Genomic DNA, 19368 nt, shown 5'->3' with positions numbered 1-19368 from the left:
TTATCCGATATTTTACGTGTAAGATTTAAACAGAAATGGGTGGATCATATGAGTTGTTATCGAGAGCTACACAAGAACTTTATCAACGGGGAATGGATTGAAGGAAGTAGTGGACGATTTTTAGTGGATATGAATCCATACAATGGAGAAAAGATTGCTGAGTTTCAACTAGCAAGCATCGATGATTTAGATCATGCTTATCAAAGTGCCGATCAAGCTCGGTGGGAGTGGGGCAAGGTCAATCCTTATAAACAAAGAGAGATTTTAGAAAGTGCAGTTACTTACATACAAGCCAATAGAGAAGATATAACAGAGATTATTATTGCCGAGTTAGGTGGCACGCGATTAAAGGCAAATTTTGAAATCGGGCTAGTGATCGATATTCTTAAGGAAGCAGCGACATACCCATTACGAATGGAAGGAAAAATTTTACCTTCACCTGTCGATGGGAAGGAAAACCGCCTATATCGGAAGCCAGTTGGAGTGGTCGGTGTGATCAGTCCATTTAATTTCCCGTTCTTCCTTTCAATGAAGTCAGTGGCGCCAGCGATTGGGGCGGGAAATGGTGTCGTGTTAAAGCCGCATGAAGAAACACCGATTACCGGCGGCACGTTAATCGCGAAAATCTTTGAAGAAGCTGGAGTGCCTAAAGGGCTAGTGAATGTACTGGTGACGGATATTGAAGAGATTGGTGATACGTTTGTTCAACATCCAATTCCGAGTGTGATTTCATTTACTGGTTCCACAACAGTTGGACGTCATATTGGGCAAAAAGCGATCCAGCATTTTAAAAAGCCGCTACTTGAGCTCGGTGGCAATAGTGCCTTTATTATTTTAGACGATGCCGATCTAGATTATGCGGTAGAAGCGGCTACCTTTAGTCGTTTCACTCACCAAGGACAAATCTGTATGTCTGCGAATCGGATTCTCGTTCATCGCTCTCTTTATGAGGAATTCAATCGTAAATTTAAAGAAAAGGTATCTTCTTTAAAAGTGGGTGATCCGAAAGAAATAGATACGGTCATTGGTCCGGTGATGAACAAAAAGCAAGCAGAGCGTCTAGAAGAGATGATTCAGCTAGCTATCAAAGAGGGAGCGACCCCACTTTTAAAAGGGAGAATAGATGGGACGCTTGTCCATCCGACCATCTTAATAGACGTCTCTTCCCATATGTGTGTTGCTCAAGAAGAATTATTTGGACCAGTCGTAACTGTGGTCCCATTTGATACAGATGAGGAAGCCGTTGCTTTTGCGAATCATACACATTATGGGTTAAGCGGAGCTGTACATACTAGCAATATCGACCGTGGGGTACAATTAGCTCAACAAATAGAAACCGGGATGATTCATGTGAACGACATAACAATTAACGATGAACCAATTGTCGCTTTTGGTGGCGAGAAATATTCAGGCATTGGCCGATTAAATGGAGAATGGAGCTTAGAAGAATTCACAACGATGAAGTGGATTTCCGTCAATCGCTCGAAACGGGTATTTCCATATTAACTTAATGAAAAGAGGAAGTTAAAGATGAATCATCTAGACAATCAATATCATCCAATTATTCAATCTTTTTTGACGGTGGCTCCTTTGTTAAATCATTTGATCTTAGACGATGTGACAGTTGGAATTTATGATACGGAAAAATTAATTATTAATATTCCAGCAAAAACGTTTGCTATCCAAGTGACACCAGGAGATCCTTTAGTCGAAGGAGATATCATTACAAATGCCATTAGACAAGGAAAAGAACAAACGGACTATGTCCCAAAAGAATTGTTTGGCTTTCCACTTATGGCGAAAGCGATTCCATTGTTTGATGAAAATCATCAAATCATTGGTGGAGTAGGCATAGGGACAAGCCTTGAAAAAGCGAGTCAACTGTATGAAGTGGCGGAAAGTTTATCGGCGATTGTTGAACAAACATCAGGTACGATCAATGAGGTTGCTGCTTCTGTGAACAATTTAGCGGATCGCGTGTCGAATATCGTGTCGAAAGTGACAGAAGTAGAAGAAGGGGCAAAAGAAATTGGCAATATATCAGCAGCTGTTCGCGGAATATCTGAACAAAGTAATATGCTAGGCTTGAATGCAGCGATTGAGGCAGCTCGTGCGGGTGAAGCTGGTCGGGGCTTTTCGGTTGTCGCTGATGAAATTCGCAAGCTCGCTAGTTCATCAAAGGAAAATGTAGGGCAAGTAGATGCTATCACGGCTAAAATGCAATCGATGATCGTCGATTTAACTGAATCATTCGATCAAATCAATGAAATTACAGAAACACAAGCAGCTGCTATCGAGCAAATCTCTGCAACAGCGGAAGAGATTAGTGCCAACGCGGAGCAATTATCAAATATGGTGAAGCAAAGCATGAGCAGAGACAACTGAAAAAAGGAACATCGAGTCACTTCGCTGGCTCGATGTTCTATTTATATTGGAGATTACTTTAGCGGATATACTTAATCATCGCCACTTCATCACAACATTCTAGCTTCGGGCAGTGCATGCAATCGATCCACGTTTTCTCCGGTAGTTCCTCTCGATTAATTTTCTCAAACCCACACTTAGTGAAAAACTCAGTTTCATAGGTTAACGAAATCACTCGTCTCACTTCTAATCTATTCGCTTCATTGACTACATGATCCACTAATTGCCGGCCGATTCCTTTGCCTGCATGTTCCGGCGAAACAACTAAAGAACGGACTTCCCCAAGATCCTGCCCTAACACATGCAAGCCAGCGACCCCTAAAATATCGTCGCTCTCTTTCATCACATACAAGCTTTGGATTTGCTGATATAAAGATAAAAGCGAACGCGGCAACACAACCCCCTTTTCCGCATACCTTTGAATTAACTGATAAATCGCTGGCACATCACTCGTTTTCGCATGAAAAATATTCATTATCATTCTCCTCACCACTCATCAAAAAGTAATTATAATTATGCAACAAAGTGGTTTAATATGCAATAGGGGTGCCTGTCACTCCCCGAATTTTGTCGAGGAGTTAGTTGTATTACTCATTCACAGGTATTTCCTCATGTTCTTGGGAAAAGTTATTCTTTTTAAACGCTTCTTGCTCTTTTTCACTCATGATACCTTTCGCTTTGCCGATATTTCCATCTTGCATATCCCAAATGATGTTATGATCTTCATCCATCTTTTCGAAGCTCCCTTTCTTCCATTTTTCTAAAATCACAAGCATTTTTTCTTTATTAGGATAGCTGTTTGTCGATACAATTTCGATCAGCTCGTCAATGCGTTCAGGTGTCATTTCAACCGCTCCCCATTTGTCATCCGCAATCACAAATTGATGCGTCATTTTGTTCATCACGTCCAACACTTCATCTTCAGTTGATTCCGCCGTCACTTCACTCGGCTTTTTTTCTTGAATATTTTTCGTTTGTTGGAGATTGACGCCATCCTTTGTTACTTGCTCTCGATCGTTAAAGAAAATGATCGATTGCATACTTCCATAAATAGTCACAGTAATGAGTAAAATGAAAAAAAGTAAGATGAGGCCGATTTTCTTTGAATGTTTTGTGGCTCGTTCCATGATTTCTGCTCCCTTTTTGAAAAAAGATATTTTTCCAATTATATCATATATTGGTTGGTGATGACTGAGCAAAAATCCCATCCCCTCCTAACTATTTCTCATCAATTTCTAATCTAGCTATCATGCTCTTCTCTTTTTCCAGCATTAGTATAGAGCTAACAAATAATAGATAAAGGGAGTATATAGATCATGCGTATTTTAGTTGTGCCTTCGGGCTTTAAGGAGAGTTTAGATGCGGAGCAGGCGGCTCAGTCGATGAAGGAAGGGATTATGCGAGTGATGCCGCGTTCGAATGTGCGAACGTTGCCGATGGTGGACGGCGGAGAAGGATTCACAAAAGCAATTATTAAAATAAAGAATGGTCAATTATTCAAAGTGAAAGTAACAGGCCCGGTCGGGAAAAAAGTGTCTTCTCATTTCGGCGTGTTCGGCAAAAAGAAAAAAACAGCGGTGATCGAGATGGCCGCTGCCGCAGGACTTCGGCTTGTGCCACGCAATATGCGCGACCCTAGAAAGACAACGACACATGGAGTGGGTGAATTAATAAAAGCGGCATTAGATAAAGGGGTACAGCGAATTTTACTCGGCTGTGGTGATTCTGGCACATCTGATGGGGGCGCAGGAATGGCGCAGGCACTAGGGGCAAAGTTTCTCGATAAAAAGGGGAAGGAAATCGCTATTGAAGGTGGAACTTCCCTGTTAAAAGTAGCCAAAATCGATCTGTCGGGAGTGGACCGAAGACTTCAGCACGTACAAATCGATGTTGCTTGCAATTGGTTCAATCAATTATGCGGAGAAAATGGTGTCGCACGCGTGTTTGGTCCGCAAAAAGGAGCGACGCCAGAGCAAGTAGCGGAGTTAGAAGCGGCGCTTGAACAGTTGGCCAACATCATCGAGCGCGATCTCGGCATCGATGTTAGAGAAATGCCAGGAGGTGGCGCATCAGGTGGGCTCGGTACGGGGTTGCACGCGCTCATCGGGGCGAAATTGCATCCGCGCTATGACATCATTATGAAGTATATTGACTTGGATCAAATGCTATTAAAAAGTGATCTCGTCTTCACCGCAGAAGGCAGTATCGATTTTCAAACACCGCGCGGAAAAATTCCAGCCGAAGTTGCTAAGCGAGCGAAAAAGCATAGCTTGCCGGTTGTAGCGTTAGTCGGAACGGTTGGTAAAGGAGCGCGACTGAATTATGAACATGGCATTGATGCATATACAAGCATTTTACCGATGCCATCGACACTTGAAGAAGCCTTTATCCATGCGGAAAAATGGCTAAAAGATTGTACCGAAAGTGCGATGCGAACGATTTTAGTCGGCTTACAATTAGCTTCTCGTTTAAAGAAAAAGGGGCGAGTTTCTTGAAGGCAGCATTAGCGGCGAAGCAGGAAGCGGTAGCACCGGTCGAAGCACGAAAGCAACGGCCGGCTTGGGTGGTTCCACTTGTGCTCATCGGTTTATTGGAGCTTTTCCTTTTGTTTGCGACATCGATGACGATGGAAGCAAAGTGGAGCTTGTTTAGCTTCGGGTGTGCGATCATTTTATGGACGACAACGAGCCTCAATTCTGCTTACGTCGCTTTAGGAGTGGTGTTATTTCTCGTCGTGACCGGAACGGCGAAGCAAGAGCTATTATTTGAATCATTAGCGTCTGATGTCATTTGGTTAATGATTGGCTCCTTCATTCTTGGAGGAGCTCTTCAAGTGACAGGATTAGCCGAGAAGCTGACGAACCTCGTCATTAGCCGAGCAAAACATGTGACGAGCTTATTTACGCTATTAACGATCGTCGTGCAATTACTGGCATTTTTCATCCCATCAACATCGGGGCGGGCGGCTGTCTTGCTTCCGGTCTTTCACTCGTTAACAACGGAAATTGGCAGTCGTCGTCTGACGAAAGCGATGGCGATTTTACTACCGACGATTATTTTAGTGTCAACGAGTTCGACGATGATCGGAGCGGGCTCGCATTTTATCGCCTTGGATATGTTGAAAGAGTTTAGTGGAAAAGAGATTTCCTTCATCGAATGGCTGTTGTGGGGCTTGCCATTTGGAATCGTGGCGAGCTTCCTCTCTTGTCGGATCGTCCTCATCCTGTTTCTTAATAAAGAAGAAAGAAAGCGGCCGCTCAGCGGTAAAAAAATGACGCTTACCTTTTCACGGAATGAAACCTATACGATGGCCATCATTGCGGCGATGGTTATTTTCTGGGTAACCGAGCGACTGCATGGCATTGAGATTACGACAGTGACTGTGATTGGTGCTTTCCTATTAACGCTTCCAAACGTGGGAGTGATGAAATGGAAGGAGGGCGTGCAAGCAGTCTCTTGGAATTTAATTATTTTCGTTGGTGCCGCCATTGCGTTAGGAAAATCATTGATTGAAAGCGGCGCAGCGGAATGGGTGATGGGGAGGTTCTTCTCTGTAACGGATCAGCTAAGTGGAGAAGCAACGTTTCCGTTATTATTCGTCATTATTATTCTGTCGCTCACTTCTCATTTATATATTACTTCTCATACGACAAGAGCGGTCATTTTTGTACCACCTCTTCTTTATTTAGCGAGTAGCTTACAGGTCAATGAAGTGGCGGTTCTCTTTATCGGGATTGTCGGGATGAATTATTGTTTAACGTTCCCGGTCAGTTCAAAGGCATTATTAATGTTCCAAGAAGGCGAAAGAGAAATATTTCAGCCGAGGGATTTATTGCGATTAAGTTTATCCGTTGGTTTCGTGCATCTCATTTTAATGATCGTCTTTTACTATGTGTATTGGCAATGGGTGGGCCTCTCACTGTGAACCTTTTTCCTCTTTGAGGGCAAGAGAGAATTTGCTAAACTGAAATCATGGAAAAAGATTGATAGTTTGGGAGGATTTTATGTCAGAGCGAATTTTGGTTGTAGAAGACGAAGAGAAAATTGCACGAGTGATCCAATTGGAACTTGAATATGAAGGGTATGAAAGTGCAACGGCGAAAACGGGTCTCGAAGCGTTAGAGAAGTTTCATGATGCAGAGTGGGATTTAATTTTACTCGATGTGATGCTGCCGGAGTTGACGGGAATGGAAGTGCTGCGCCGTATCCGTTCGCAAAATTCTGTGACGCCAGTTATTTTATTAACTGCTCGTGATTCCGTGGTTGATAAAGTGAATGGGCTCGATCAAGGAGCGAATGATTATATAACAAAGCCGTTTGAAATTGAAGAATTACTTGCTCGTATTCGGGTGTGTTTACGCTTATCGCAAGCTTATAAGAAAGAGGAAGAGAATCCAAAAGTTCAAGTGGCTGATTTATCAATCGATGAGAAAACGAGGGAAGTCACGCGAGGGGAGACACAAATTGAGCTCACTCCACGAGAATTTGATTTATTATTGTTTCTTATGCAGCATCACAATCAAGTATTAAATCGTGAGCAAATTTTAACGAATGTGTGGGGCTTTGACTATTTCGGCGATACGAATGTCGTCGATGTGTATATTCGTTATTTACGGAAAAAAGTAGATCGTGATTTTGACACGTCGCTTCTGCATACAGTACGAGGCGTTGGATATATGTTAAAGGGGTAAAGAATGAAGATAAAAAATAAAATATATTTATTCTCAACCGTCACGTTGCTCATTATTTTACTAATTATTAATAGCTCGATTTATTGGCTATTTGCGAAAGTGACGACAGACGGAGAGCTTGATCGGTTAAAGCAGGAGGCGCTACATATTACCGACGGCTTAAATCAAGAAGGTGTGGAAAAGATCGATCCCGCGACGTTATTGCAGCCGTATTTGCCGACGAACGGGATGCTTCGAGTGATCGATGCCGATTCGCGTGCGATTGTCACGCAAGAAGCGGATGGCGATGAGCCGATGCCACGGACGAAGCCGCACTTTGAACGGAAAGCGACGGACGGTCAATTTGAAGCAAAAGGCATGGAGTATGGCTTTGTGAAAGTGCCTGTTATTTGGACGGACGGCCGAGTGATGACGTTAGAAGTGACCGAAAGCTTCGCTAGGTTGCAAAGTAATTTGAAAATGTTAAAAAATGTATTATTTCTCGCGTCATTGTTCGTGTTAATTCCAGCCTTTTTTGCGGGACGTATGTTAAGTAATCTCATTTTGCGGCCTGTTAATTCGATGATTCAAACGATGGAAGATATTCAAGTGCGAGGGATTTTTAAGAAAATCCCACTTGAGCATCAGTCGAAAGATGAACTTTATAAAATGGGGAACACCTTCAATAAGATGATGGACTTATTACAGCAAAACTTTGAAAAACAGCAACAATTCGTTTCCGATGCGTCCCATGAATTAAAAACGCCATTAACGGTCATTGAAAGCTATGCGAAATTATTAAAACGGTGGGGAACGAAAAAGCCGGATGTGTTAGAGGAATCGGTTGAGGCGATTCACTCAGAAGCGGTGCGAATGAAGGCGATGACGAATCAAATGCTATTGCTCGCTAATAATAGTGCCGAGTGGAATTTAAATATGCAACGAATGGATTTAGTGAGCGTCTGTCAAACCGCGGCCGATCAGTTGACGAACGCTTACGGGCGGACGTTCCAGCTCGTATCGAACGAAGAATCCGTGCTCGTGTTAGCTGATGAGCAAAAAATTAAGCAAGTGCTCGTCGTGCTGTTAGACAATGCGATGAAATATAGCTCCGATGCGGTTGAGATTGACGTCGGGATCGATCAGGAGCATGTCTTTTTTTCTGTGAAGGATAGCGGTGTCGGTATTCCTAAAGAAGATTTGCCACAAGTGTTTGACCGATTTTTTCGTGTGGATAAAGCACGCAGTCGGGACACGGGAGGCACAGGTCTAGGGCTGTCGATTGCGAAACGAATTGTCGATGCCCATGAAGGAGAGATTCAGCTAGAGAGTGAAGAGGGGAAATGGACGAAAGTGACGGTTTTATTACCAAATGAAGAAAGAGGGGTGTGAAGGTGAATCGAAAGTGGAAAGTATTATTGATTGTCTGTTTTGTACTTGTGACAGCGGCCTTTAGTGTACAACGTATTGTGGCGAGTATGGACACGAAAGTCTTAACTGAAAAAGAAGTAAAGCAAATCGTAATCGATCGATATAGCGGCGAAATCGAGTCAATTAAACTGAAGCAAAAAGAGGAACAAACGGTTTATTATGTACGATTAATGAATGATCGCGGCACTTATCAAGTGATCGTCAATGCGGAAACCGGTGAAATTGTTGAGCTAAAAGAAATCGCTTTAGCGGTATCTGAAAAAGAAGCTGTCGATCTCGCTCTCGGTGTTGCCGCAGGTACGTTGAAAACAGTCACTTTGCGCGACGGCTCGGTATATGTCGTTGAAATCGAAACAGGCGTCAATGAAACGACGATCGTGGACATTGACAAAGCGACAGGAGAAGTGATGACGAAGCGTGTCCGCAAAGAGAAGCCGAGCAATATTACTGAACAGCAGGCGAAAGAGGTCGCTGTGAAGCAAGTGCCAGGTACGGTTGTCCAAGTGACGATGGAGTCGAAAGAAGGTAAGCGCATTTTCTTCGTAGAAGTGAAGAAAAGTGAAGAGGAGCATGTGATCGTCGAGATTGCCGAAGCGACAGGAGAGGTGCTGTCCAAAAAAGTAGTCGCTCAACCACAAGTGAAAATTAGTAAGCAGCAAGCGATAGAAATCACTGATGATCGCATCGATAGCGAAACGATATCTGCTGTCAAACTAATCGAAACGAGCAAAGGCCCTGTGTATCAAGTGATTGCGAAAACAGAAGATCGAATCGTTGATGTTCGTGTTCACGCGATTACAGGAGACGTCCTTTCAACGACAACGATTGACAACGGTGCACCAGCGAAACAACCAGCAAAACAACCGGAAAAACAGCCGGCTAAACAACAGCCAAGCCAACCAGCAACAAATAATACAACACCAAGCAATAATCAACCAAAGCCTAAGCCGACTCCAAAACCAACTCCAAAACCGGCTCCAGCTCCAACGGATGACGATGATGACGACGATGGAGGAGAAACGGATGACGATGATGATGATGGAGACGACGATGACGATTAATTAGTAAAAAGCCTGTTCGGCAAAGACGCTTATAGCGTGGCCGAACAGGCTTTTACTGTTAACTAGTCGCTCTTTCAATCGTAGCTTCAAGCTGCATGTCGACGTTGCCTTTAAGGGCGCGGCTAATCATACAAGAGTGTTCCGCTTTGACGGCTAATTTTTCAGCTAAAGCGATGTCGCGATCAGAGGCATCAGCTTTTAAAATCAGCTTTGGACGGTGGATAATCGTTTCATATGTGAGCATTCCTCGTGTCACATCGACAATGCCTTCAGATTCCATCGTGAGCGACACTTTTTCTAATTTACTCATCTCCAGCATGGCCGCCAGTGTAATGATATAGCATGTCGATGCGGCACCAAGTAGCATTTCATCGGGGTTCGTGCCAACACCCGGCCCATTCATTTCAGTTGGAATCGACACTTCTGTTTTTAAATTTCCTGACTCAATATGTCCAGTGCCATTACGTGTCCCAGGCCAATCAGCTGTTAAATGAAAATGATGTTTTGTCATAAAAAGTCCTCCTTTATGTTTGTATTTCCTCGGAAATAGTTACATTCTGTCGAGGGGGAACTATTCTATTTTTTTACGCCATAAAACTGAATGACATGAGAAAGTCCTTGATGCAGCTTTCCCTCTTGGCGTTCTACTTCCCCAACGAAGAAATGTTTAATCTTCCAGTCGGAAAAGGCTGTTAAAAATTCTTCTGGACGATACAGCATGTTTATATCTCGCGGGCCACCCGTTTTATAGTCGAGCTGCTCAGTTGAATACACTTCACAAAGGAAGCTACCACCTGTTTTTACCGCTTTTTCGATTTGCTGTAACGTTTTTTCGCGTAAGTCTGTTTCAAAGTGACCGAATACACAAGTGATGTGATCCCATGCTTCCGCCTCCCATGGCACTTCATTTAAATCAACGCATTTCGTTTCCACGTTGACGCCTTTTTCTGCGGCTAACTGCTTTGTTTTCTCCAATCCTGCTGTCGAATAATCCCAAGTGGTGACGTCATGTCCGAGAGTTGCTAAATAGACCGCATTTCGACCTTCGCCTTCCGCAATCGCTAATATGTTTCCTTGAGGAAGAAGAGGCCCTTTCTCTTGAATAAAGGCGTTCGGTTCTTTTCCATAAGCAAACTCTTCTTGCCCGAAATGCTTATTCCAATGTTCCTTTGTCATAACTTAATACCCCCTTATGTATCTAAAAATCAGTATACATGATGCGAAAGGATGCTGTCTAATATGATGCACACAGAACAGCCCCGAATTGTTAAACGTAATAAACAATTCGGGGCTGTTTTTTATACGAGTTGCGGAGTTAAAATGCTAATGATTTCATCAGCGATATGTTCACTTAGTGATAATTCGGAAGTAAAGCCGACACAAGAACAGTTCATTTCACCGAGGACATACGTATCGTTTCCGTTTTCATCTGTATCAAGCATGAAATCGGCTGTCCAAATAAGTGGTAAATCTAAGTTGCCAAGTTTGCTCGTAATCGTGCTCAAATTAGCAATAAATAGGTCGATTAATTCTGGCCAATCGCTTGGCGCATCGTAACGATATTGAGCTCCTGAGAATAACGTGGCAGAAAAAGCATCCGCTTGAGCAGCTGGCTTTTTATGAACAACATTGACTGGTGTGCGGTGAAGCATGAGGAGACGAATTTCTCCTTCTTTAATTCTAGGAAGGAATGGCATATCAACTAACATCCCGTTATCGCCTTCAATGTATTGCTCACAGAAGGTTAAAAAGTCTCCAAGCTCGTGATATTCTACATGGTTATCTTTCGCTTCTGTGCATTTTACTCTTGCCATCAGTGGAACGGCTTTAACGTCTGCTAGTTTATCAACTAGTTGAACGCGCCAAATTCCTTCGCCAGTGGAGCCGCGATTTTGCTTTAATACACGTTCTCCGTATAACAAAGATTTTGGAAAGGAGTGTCTAAATGATTCAATATCGTAATACGAAAATGTGTTGTCAGGAACTAAGTCAGTATCACGAAGTTTAACGAGCGCATCTTTTGCTCCGAAGTTAGTCATCACATCTGGATGTGACATTCCTTTGATGCCATTGTCGCAAAGCTTGCGGAGCATATCAAAATAATTTGCTTCATCTGCTAAATTTCCTGGATTAATACGACTTACATATGCATCAGCTGTGTTGGAAACATGTTGTAAAATTTCATCTTTCTTTTCGTGGGAGTAAAAAATGACTTCAGCGGTCCAACCGCGTTTTTCTAGTGATTTTACAATCGGCATCGTATCAGGACGATAGCCATCTGGTCCTTTATCTGTTCCACCTGCAACTTCAAAAATAACGATATGCTTTTTCATTTAGTCAGCTCCTCCTATAGTTCTTAAGTAACGACAATAATGTACCACCACTACCATAAAAATGGAATATAATTATGAAATACTTCATAATAACTTAACAAATTTTACAAAGGGTGCCTGTCACTCCCCGGTTTTTGTCGAAAAATAATAGATGAATATTCAAGGGGGTCATTTACAATATTTTTATGCGCTGATAAAATATTGTAATGAGTGACTTCTTGTTGAAAGTAGAGAGAAAATAAAGGGAGGCAAGAAAATGAACGTTCACATTCAGAAGAAGATGCCGGCCATCATTGGTTTTCTTTTTGGATTATGCATGATGATCAATGCCTTTCCGCCGCTTGCACATGCTGAAGCAACGAAGGCGGACGTCGTAGATCAAATCAGGCTATTAGATGCAAACGGACAGTCAAAGAATCGTTTTCATGAATATGAAGATGTGAAAATTGAAATAGAATGGTCAACGAAATCAGCGATACAGCCGAAGGACCAATTGACGATCGAACTGCCAAAGGAGCTGCAAGCCTACGGTGAAAAAGTTCCTATGAAAGATGCGAATGGACAATCCATTGGGCAATGTGTCGCTACTAAAACAACACTTACATGTACATATGATGAGGCTGTAAAGGACAAAGCCAATATGAAGGGCTCGTTCCTCATTGAAGCGAAAGTCAAAAGTATGAAAGAAAAAGAGGGGACGAAAAACCTATCATTTCAAGTGAATGGCCAAACGTATGATGTACCTGTCCATCTCATCGGTCATGATGTAAAGGAAAACCCTGAAACAATCGTTCTCAAAAGTAACGCTTCAAAAGTAACACAATCTCCTCAAACAGCAACAGATGAACAAGCGCACGTTCAAATTGTAAAGGTTGATCAAGAAGATCAAAATCAACTGTTACAAGGAGCGCACTTTGACCTGTTGCAAAATGGGAAAGTTATCGATTCTTTTGTGACCGATACGAACGGAAAAGCCGTATCGAAAGAATTACCTGACGGGACGTACACATTGAAAGAAACGAAAGCACCGACAGGCTATCAATTGCTAGCGAAAACGATCGATGTCAAGCTAGAAAACAAGCAAGATATTTTAATGATTGTTCCAAACACGAAAGAGCTTGGTAGTTTGAAAGTCATTAGGAAAGATAGTGAAACAAGCGCTGTGTTAAAAGGAGCAGAATTTCAACTCTATGATGAAGAGGGACATGTCGCTTCACAGCCAAAGACGACCGATCAAAACGGAGTCGCTCTTTTTGAGAAACTAGTTTCTGGTCAATATTTATTAAAAGAAACAAAAGCACCTGAAGGCTATAACAAATCTGATGTGACATTTTCAGTCAAAGTCGTTGCTGGCGAAATGACACAATTAGAAGTCAAAAATGAAAAACAAAAGGTTATTCCTCAAAAGCCAAGTTCGAATGGAACAGGAGTTGGAATACCAGTGAAAAAGCCGGATTCCTCCAAGAAGCCAGTTACATCAAGTGGAACGACTGTTAGCAAACAAAAAAACGACAACAAGTCTTCGAGTAAGCTACCTCAAACCGGAGATGCTGCTGGCTCGATGGCACCGATCCTTGGCGCGTTCTTGATTTTAGCAGCGATTCGTTTGAAAATCTAAACGAGCATACCATCCCTCGTCCTAGTAGCGAGGGATTTTTTTCATAGAGAGGGGAGAAGAACATGCGAAAGTGGATTGTCGGTGTATTATTCACAGCAGGCATCATTTTATTGATTTCGCCGTTGATCAAGTATCAACTCATCGACTTTAGTGCTTCTAAAGTATCCATCGATCAATATTCTGCCGAAGAGTTACAACAGAACAATGAGAAGGAAGCAACCTTTGACTATGAAGCGATCACTCCGCCGACAATGACTAATGTGTTGAGCTCCTCAGTAAATACGGACGACCCAGCCGTCATCGGAGTAATTACGATTCCCGATGTTGACATCGAATTGCCGATACTAAAAGGAACGACGAATGCCAACTTACTTATCGGTGCGGCCACGATGCGTCCAGATCAACAAATGGGCCAAGGAAACTACGCGTTAGCCGGTCATCACACCCGCTCGAAAGATCAATTTTTCGGACACGTACCTGAGCTGAAAAAAGGCGCAGACATCTATGTTACAGATAAAAAAAATAAGTATCACTACAAAGTGACCGAAAACAAAATCATTTCAGAAACGGAAACGGATGTCATCAACGACACAACCGAAAATAAAATCACCTTGATCACCTGTGACGTTCCGACGAAAACGACTAAGCGTGTCATGGTGCAAGGCGTATTAGTGGAATGATTCTCATCAAATTTTAATCTTTCTCTTCTTTTTCCTTAATGTTCCTTTCTTATGATAGAAGTAACAAAAAAAGGAGGTAAGAGAAATGAAAAAGAAATTATGGGCAGTCGCTTTAACTGGAGCATTAACTTTAGGAGGCATCACTCAAGTAGCGCAGGCAGATGATCACGACGATAAAAAAGTAGCTGTGAAAATCACTCATGACAAAGCAAAGAAAATCGCTTTGAAGAGCGTCAAAGGCAAAGTAACTGACGTGGATTTAGAAAGAAAAAATAAACAATGGGTGTACGAAGTAGAAATCCGCACAACAAAAGGTGAACAAGAAGTACATGTTGATGCTCAAACAGGTAAAATCTTAGCAAAGAGCCAAGTGAAGATCACTCGTGACCAAGCGAAGAAAATCGCTCTAGCGAAAGTTAAAGGCAAAGTAACCGAAATGGAACTAGAGAACAAAAATGGTGTTTGGGTATACGAAGTGGAAGTTACCACAGCAAAAGGCGAAACAGATATGTACATAAATGCTCAAAAGGGTGAAATTTCATCCATTCGCCACGACAATGACGACGATGATGATCGCGATGACTGGGATGACGATCGATACGACGATGATGATCGTGACGATTGGGACGATGACCAGGATGAAGATGATGATGACGACGATGATGATGAAGACCGTGACGACGATTAAATAGAGTGAGGGGGAACTTTTAGTTCGCCCCTTTTTTTGTATTTCACGATTGAATGATACTCGCCTCATCTAAAACTTCAAAATAGCGCTCGTCTAATAAACGGTTGATAATTCCCCAGTAGTAGCCAAATAGGCGATCCATTTTCTTGCCGTTTTTCAGCTTGCGAAAGAGAATGATTAAAGCTTCGCGGCCAAGCTGGGCGCGATCTTCATCGGTATAGTGAAAATAAAATTTGGTCGATAGTTGTACGACACGATAGCATTCTTTAATCATAGCAGGGTCATTCCAAATCGCTTTTGCATAGGAAATAAATGATGCTGGTACATGTTTTAACATACGTGTTTTTAAAGGTTTATTAGTTTTTGAAAGAATACTAGTTTCATGGGGTGCCAATGGCTCGACAATTTTTTCTTGATGTGGTGCGGGTTCAGGCTGTTCGTTCTTTGTTTTGGGGGTGTCATTGTTGAGCCAGCGATTGAACACCCAAAGGTTACTTGATTGCGATTGGTTTTTTCGTTCTGTCGCATACACCGTTAAAATACCGAGTTTCACCGCTTTTCTTCTCATGCGATGAAACGTCGATTCGGAGATGGGGCCTAATTTGTTCCCGGCAGCTTTCAATAAAACGGCAATCGAGGCATTACTGACGCCGACGACTTTGGCGCAAAAACGGAGTAATGTTTTGAAGCAAATCAGTTCACTTTTCGTGAAATCCTTTTTATGCTCGAATAAGAACGCTTCGATATGATGGTTGAATTGTTGTAAATTGTGAAACTGACTGTATGATTGAAATTGAGTAATTGGACCTGAACGCATGTTAGACGCCCCCATTCTATATATTCACCCTCTATATAGAAAAAGCGGGGCGAAAAGGACACCCTATTTGATAAAAAATTTGAGAGGAGAGGTCATATGGGAAAAGTTGCGCTTGTTGCTGGGGCGACGGGCTTGGTTGGAAGTGAGGTAGTTCAACAGTTATTAGCGACATCAGCGTATGAAAAAGTGATCACGGTTGTCAGACGTTCGTCGGGAATGGTGCATGATAAGTTGGAGGAGAAGGTCGTGAATTTTGATGAGCTGACGTTGGATGAGTCGATCGATCATGTATACTGCTGCCTTGGTACAACGATCAAAAAGGCGAAGACGAAAGAGGCGTTTCAAAAGGTTGATTTAGACTATCCGCTCCGGCTAGCTAAGCTGGCGAAAAAACATCAAGTGTCTCAATTTCTCGTCATTTCCTCGATGGGAGCCAGCGTGAAATCACCGTTTTTCTATAGTCGAGTGAAAGGGGAGCTTGAGCAGCAGCTACAAGCACTTGAACTAAATGGACTTCACATTTTTCGCCCGTCGCTATTACTTGGAGAGCGGGAGGAATCTCGTCTTGGCGAAGGGATAGCTGAAAAATTAGCTAGCGTGTTCCCGTTTCTTTTTACTGGACCGTTGAAAAAATATCAGCCGATTCATGCGAAAACAGTCGCCCATGCCATGGTCGCCATGGCACTAACAGAGAGTGGTGGCGTGCATATGTATGAATCTGAAAATATCGCCAAAAAAAGAGGATAGTCCGTTATCGAACGTCCTCTTATTCGTTTTCCCAAATGAGTGCGAGTGTGCCTTCACCGGCATGAACAGCGATCGTTGAGCTAATTTCTCCAATGACAAAGTTCACATTTGGAAACTCTTGTTCAAGTATTTGCTGAAGAGACTGTGCTTTCTCTAGGACATTTCCGTGCATGATCCGAATTTCAGGGATATGATGCATGTCATATTTTTCTCTCACGATGTCAATTACACGCTTGAGCGCTTTTTTCTCAGAACGCACTTTTTCGCATAATTCAAACTCACCGTTACTATTGACGCAAATGATCGGCTTCACTTGTAAAATTGTGCCGAGCAAATACGAAGTACCTGACATCCGGCCACCTTTATAAAATTGCTCTAGGCTCCCTAATAGCACTAAGTTTTGTGATTTGGCTGTTTCCACATTGAGCGTCTCAGCGATCGTTTGTGGGTCCATGTCCTCATCCGCATAGGCCATTCCTTTATACATGAGCGAAGTAATAGCGTAGGACATCGATTTAGAATCGACCATATACGTGTCCAATCCAGCCATCTCCGCACCAGCTTTCGAGGTCGCGTATGTGCCGCTTAGTTTACTAGATACATGAACGGCGATGGCGCATTCATATTCTTCTTTCAGCTTTTCGAACAAATGAGCAAACACGCCCACAGGTGGCTGCGAAGTTTTCGGAATGTTCTTCTCCGCTTTAATTCTAGTATATAATTCATCCGTCGTTAACGTGATGCCATCCTCAAATGCATCCTCACCAAAAATAATACTAAGAGGAACAACATACACATCCGGATGATTGCGTAACTCTTCCGTAATAAATGCCGTACTATCTGTCACCCAAGCAATCTTCTTTTTTGTCATATCTTCATCCTTTTCCAGGCTATAAATTACCCGAATATTGTAGTATTTTGTAGACATCATTATACCTTGATCGGGGAGTGCCTGTCACCACCCGAATTATGTCGATTTTGTTCACAAAGCGGGACTTTTGTTATATCAAAAAAATAATATTTTTTTAAATTTAAATTATTAAAATATATTGACATAATAAAAATAGTCTGTTAATTTATTAATCAATCAATAAATTCTATGACGAGAAAGAGTACGACAAGCCCCCTGTTCTACAGAGAATCGGCAGCTGGTGAGAGCCGATGTTCAGGATTTGTCCGAAAATCATCTCTGAGATGCAAAGCTGAACAGAAGTAAGCTTTGACGGGTTTTCCGCCGTTATCATGGAGCGCGTATGATTGTACGTGACTGGAGAGCTGTTTGTATCGTTGTCGATACGAACGGAATATGGGTGGTAACGCGAGCACAAACTCGTCCCTATTTTTGGGGACGAGTTTTTTTGTTTTTCCAGGATCAGTACATACGCATTTTTATTGTCTAGCTTCGCCTCCTAGACACTCGAGTCAAATAACCTGCCGCTTACAAGGCTTGTCGCCTTTTCAGCGTCAGAACATTTGCTTGTCGTGTCTAAGCAGTCGGCTACGCTTTTCTATTTTACAAAAACAAAAGGAGAGATTTGCAATGAAGAGATTAGACACAGTATTTATCGGCTTAATGTTATTTTCGATGTTTTTTGGAGCAGGGAACTTGATTTTTCCGCCTCATTTAGGAGCGCAATCGGGAACGTCTTATTGGCTCGCGATGGCTGGATTTATTATCACGAGTGTTGGGTTGCCTTTCGCTGTTTTGTTAGCTGTTTCCCTTGTGAAGGACGGCGCACCAGCAATCGGCAATCGTGTACATCCAACTTTCAGCAAAGTGTTCATGTTTGGCGTGTACTTATCGATCGGTCCGTTTCTTGGTATCCCGAGAAATGCAAATGTAGCGTATGAAATGGGCGTAAAACCATTTTTAAGTGAAGCGTGGAACCCGGCATTGACATTATTTATCTATACATTTGTTTTCTTCGCTCTTGTGTATGTCATCAGCTTAGACCCTTCGAAAATGGAAAAATATTTAAGCCGCTGGATCACTCCCGTCCTGCTTGTGGCGATGGTCGTCCTTTGTGTCGTCGGCTTTATGAAGTTAGATGCACCGTTACAAGCACCGACAGCAGGATATGAAAGTGGTGCGTTATTTAAAGGGTTTATCGAAGGATATAACACGATGGATGCCCTTGCAGCTTTAGCTTACGGAATTGTTATCCTTACATCGATCCGCCAAAAAGGCATCACTGACAGCAAAGCATTAACGAAATATACATTAAAAGCGGGAATGATCGCTGGCGGCTTGCTTTCCGTCGTCTATATCAGCCTTGGCTTAATCGGTGGAAAAATGGCAGCGAGCGGCTCTTTTGAAAATGGCACAGACATTTTAACTGCAACATCCGTTCTTTTATTAGGACAAAACGGTATGATCTTACTTGGGTTAATCTTCACGTTAGCTTGCTTTACAACAGTCGTCGGCTTAACGACTTCTTGCAGCCAATACTTTGCCGAGCAATTTCCGAAAGTTAGCTATAAAACATTGGTGTTAGTATTAACGGTCGTTGGATTCACGTTAGCGAATTTAGGCCTTGCGCAAATTTTAAAAGTATCGGTTCCGTTCCTTGTGACGGCGTATCCATTAACGATCGTGCTTATCGTTCTAACATTCTTTCATCGCTATTTTAAAAACTCAAAGAAAGTATACGGAAGCACCGTTTTATTCACCGGAGTATTCGCAGTACTTGGAGGACTACACACATTCGGCATCAACTTAGGACCGCTCCAAACCGTAAGAGAACACCTTCCACTAGCCGAATTTGGACTAGAATGGATCGTTCCAGCATTGGTAGGTGTGGCGCTTGGAACTCTTAAGGTGCCTGTCACTCCCCGAAGTTTGTCGAATGAAAAGCCAGGGATTTAATCCTGGCTTTTTGTTGCTATTTGTGGAGATAAG

Annotated in this window: 19 protein-coding genes and 1 other annotated feature; of the genes, 12 read left to right on the top strand and 7 right to left on the bottom strand. The window is 42.5% G+C overall.

All coding sequences use genetic code 11. The features are described 5' to 3' along the window. The first annotated feature begins 48 nt into the window (after nucleotides 1-48). Both ACSVDJ_RS15580 and ACSVDJ_RS15575 read left to right on the top strand, forming a co-directional pair. Nucleotides 49-1506, top strand: coding sequence for an aldehyde dehydrogenase family protein (locus tag ACSVDJ_RS15580; protein ID WP_439167058.1), 1458 nt, complete (start codon nucleotides 49-51; stop codon nucleotides 1504-1506). Between the two features lie 24 nt (nucleotides 1507-1530). Further along, entirely contained in the window at nucleotides 1531-2385 is an 855-nt protein-coding gene (locus ACSVDJ_RS15575; protein WP_439167056.1) for a methyl-accepting chemotaxis protein, read from the top strand. 58 nt (nucleotides 2386-2443) lie between these two features. Here ACSVDJ_RS15575 and ACSVDJ_RS15570 read toward each other — a convergent pair whose 3' ends face one another. Continuing rightward, nucleotides 2444-2899 (bottom strand): N-acetyltransferase, encoded by a 456-nt coding sequence (locus ACSVDJ_RS15570; RefSeq protein WP_439167054.1) that lies wholly within the window; start codon nucleotides 2897-2899, stop codon nucleotides 2444-2446. A gap of 112 nt (nucleotides 2900-3011) precedes the next feature. Further along, on the bottom strand, nucleotides 3012-3551 hold the full coding sequence (locus ACSVDJ_RS15565; protein ID WP_439167052.1) for a DUF6241 domain-containing protein: 540 nt from the start codon (nucleotides 3549-3551) through the stop codon (nucleotides 3012-3014). 189 nt (nucleotides 3552-3740) lie between these two features. Between ACSVDJ_RS15565 and ACSVDJ_RS15560 the strand changes: the two genes are divergently transcribed. From ACSVDJ_RS15560 to ACSVDJ_RS15540, 5 genes are all read left to right on the top strand, one after another. Further along, a complete protein-coding gene (locus ACSVDJ_RS15560) occupies nucleotides 3741-4919 on the top strand; it encodes a glycerate kinase family protein (protein WP_439167050.1) in 1179 nt (392 codons plus the stop codon). Then, a complete protein-coding gene (locus ACSVDJ_RS15555; protein ID WP_439167048.1) occupies nucleotides 4916-6349 on the top strand; it encodes an SLC13 family permease in 1434 nt (477 codons plus the stop codon). Before ACSVDJ_RS15560 ends, ACSVDJ_RS15555 begins: the two co-directional genes overlap by 4 nt. 79 nt (nucleotides 6350-6428) lie before the next feature. Continuing rightward, entirely contained in the window at nucleotides 6429-7115 is a 687-nt protein-coding gene (locus tag ACSVDJ_RS15550) for a response regulator transcription factor (RefSeq protein ID WP_439167046.1), read from the top strand. A gap of 3 nt (nucleotides 7116-7118) precedes the next feature. Beyond that, on the top strand, nucleotides 7119-8486 hold the full coding sequence (locus tag ACSVDJ_RS15545) for a HAMP domain-containing sensor histidine kinase (RefSeq protein ID WP_439167044.1): 1368 nt from the start codon (nucleotides 7119-7121) through the stop codon (nucleotides 8484-8486). A gap of 2 nt (nucleotides 8487-8488) precedes the next feature. Beyond that, entirely contained in the window at nucleotides 8489-9586 is a 1098-nt protein-coding gene (locus ACSVDJ_RS15540; RefSeq protein WP_439167042.1) for a PepSY domain-containing protein, read from the top strand. A gap of 58 nt (nucleotides 9587-9644) precedes the next feature. On the opposite strand, the gene ACSVDJ_RS15535 is transcribed toward ACSVDJ_RS15540, so the two are convergent. From ACSVDJ_RS15535 to ACSVDJ_RS15525, 3 genes are all read right to left on the bottom strand, one after another. Then, nucleotides 9645-10097 (bottom strand): OsmC family protein, encoded by a 453-nt coding sequence (locus ACSVDJ_RS15535; RefSeq protein ID WP_439167041.1) that lies wholly within the window; start codon nucleotides 10095-10097, stop codon nucleotides 9645-9647. Between the two features lie 65 nt (nucleotides 10098-10162). After that, on the bottom strand, nucleotides 10163-10762 hold the full coding sequence (locus ACSVDJ_RS15530; RefSeq protein WP_439167039.1) for a class I SAM-dependent methyltransferase: 600 nt from the start codon (nucleotides 10760-10762) through the stop codon (nucleotides 10163-10165). A gap of 122 nt (nucleotides 10763-10884) precedes the next feature. Beyond that, nucleotides 10885-11919, bottom strand: a complete 1035-nt coding sequence (locus ACSVDJ_RS15525) for a Cj0069 family protein (RefSeq protein WP_439167037.1) — start codon at nucleotides 11917-11919, stop codon at nucleotides 10885-10887. A 256-nt stretch (nucleotides 11920-12175) separates the two neighbouring features. On the opposite strand from ACSVDJ_RS15525, the gene ACSVDJ_RS15520 reads away from it, so the two are divergent. From ACSVDJ_RS15520 to ACSVDJ_RS15510, 3 genes are all read left to right on the top strand, one after another. Beyond that, entirely contained in the window at nucleotides 12176-13537 is a 1362-nt protein-coding gene (locus ACSVDJ_RS15520; protein ID WP_439167036.1) for a SpaA isopeptide-forming pilin-related protein, read from the top strand. A 62-nt stretch (nucleotides 13538-13599) separates the two neighbouring features. Beyond that, nucleotides 13600-14217, top strand: coding sequence for a class A sortase (locus ACSVDJ_RS15515; RefSeq protein ID WP_439167034.1), 618 nt, complete (start codon nucleotides 13600-13602; stop codon nucleotides 14215-14217). Between the two features lie 85 nt (nucleotides 14218-14302). Next, nucleotides 14303-14905, top strand: a complete 603-nt coding sequence (locus ACSVDJ_RS15510) for a PepSY domain-containing protein (protein WP_439167032.1) — start codon at nucleotides 14303-14305, stop codon at nucleotides 14903-14905. A 43-nt stretch (nucleotides 14906-14948) separates the two neighbouring features. Here the strand turns inward: ACSVDJ_RS15510 and ACSVDJ_RS15505 are convergent, their stop codons facing one another. Next, nucleotides 14949-15722 carry a hypothetical protein gene (locus tag ACSVDJ_RS15505; RefSeq protein WP_439167030.1) on the bottom strand — a complete coding sequence of 258 codons (774 nt, stop codon included), beginning with the start codon at nucleotides 15720-15722 and terminating at the stop codon, nucleotides 14949-14951. Between the two features lie 96 nt (nucleotides 15723-15818). Between ACSVDJ_RS15505 and ACSVDJ_RS15500 the strand changes: the two genes are divergently transcribed. Next, complete coding sequence (locus ACSVDJ_RS15500; RefSeq protein ID WP_439167029.1) at nucleotides 15819-16469, top strand: oxidoreductase; 651 nt, start codon at nucleotides 15819-15821, stop codon at nucleotides 16467-16469. 19 nt (nucleotides 16470-16488) lie between these two features. Here the strand turns inward: ACSVDJ_RS15500 and fakB are convergent, their stop codons facing one another. Next, nucleotides 16489-17340 (bottom strand): fatty acid kinase binding subunit FakB, encoded by an 852-nt coding sequence (fakB, locus tag ACSVDJ_RS15495; protein WP_439167027.1) that lies wholly within the window; start codon nucleotides 17338-17340, stop codon nucleotides 16489-16491. Between the two features lie 219 nt (nucleotides 17341-17559). Further along, nucleotides 17560-17810: a binding site (T-box leader), on the top strand. 199 nt (nucleotides 17811-18009) lie between these two features. On the opposite strand from fakB, the gene brnQ reads away from it, so the two are divergent. Continuing rightward, a complete protein-coding gene (gene brnQ / locus ACSVDJ_RS15490; protein WP_439167025.1) occupies nucleotides 18010-19335 on the top strand; it encodes a branched-chain amino acid transport system II carrier protein in 1326 nt (441 codons plus the stop codon). The last annotated feature ends 33 nt before the right edge of the window (nucleotides 19336-19368 follow it).

The sequence above is a fragment of the Bacillus sp. Hm123 genome (genome assembly GCF_051842975.2).
Classification (GTDB): Bacteria; Bacillota; Bacilli; order Bacillales; family Domibacillaceae; genus Bacillus_CE.
This window is presented reverse-complemented; position numbering and strand designations above follow the sequence as displayed.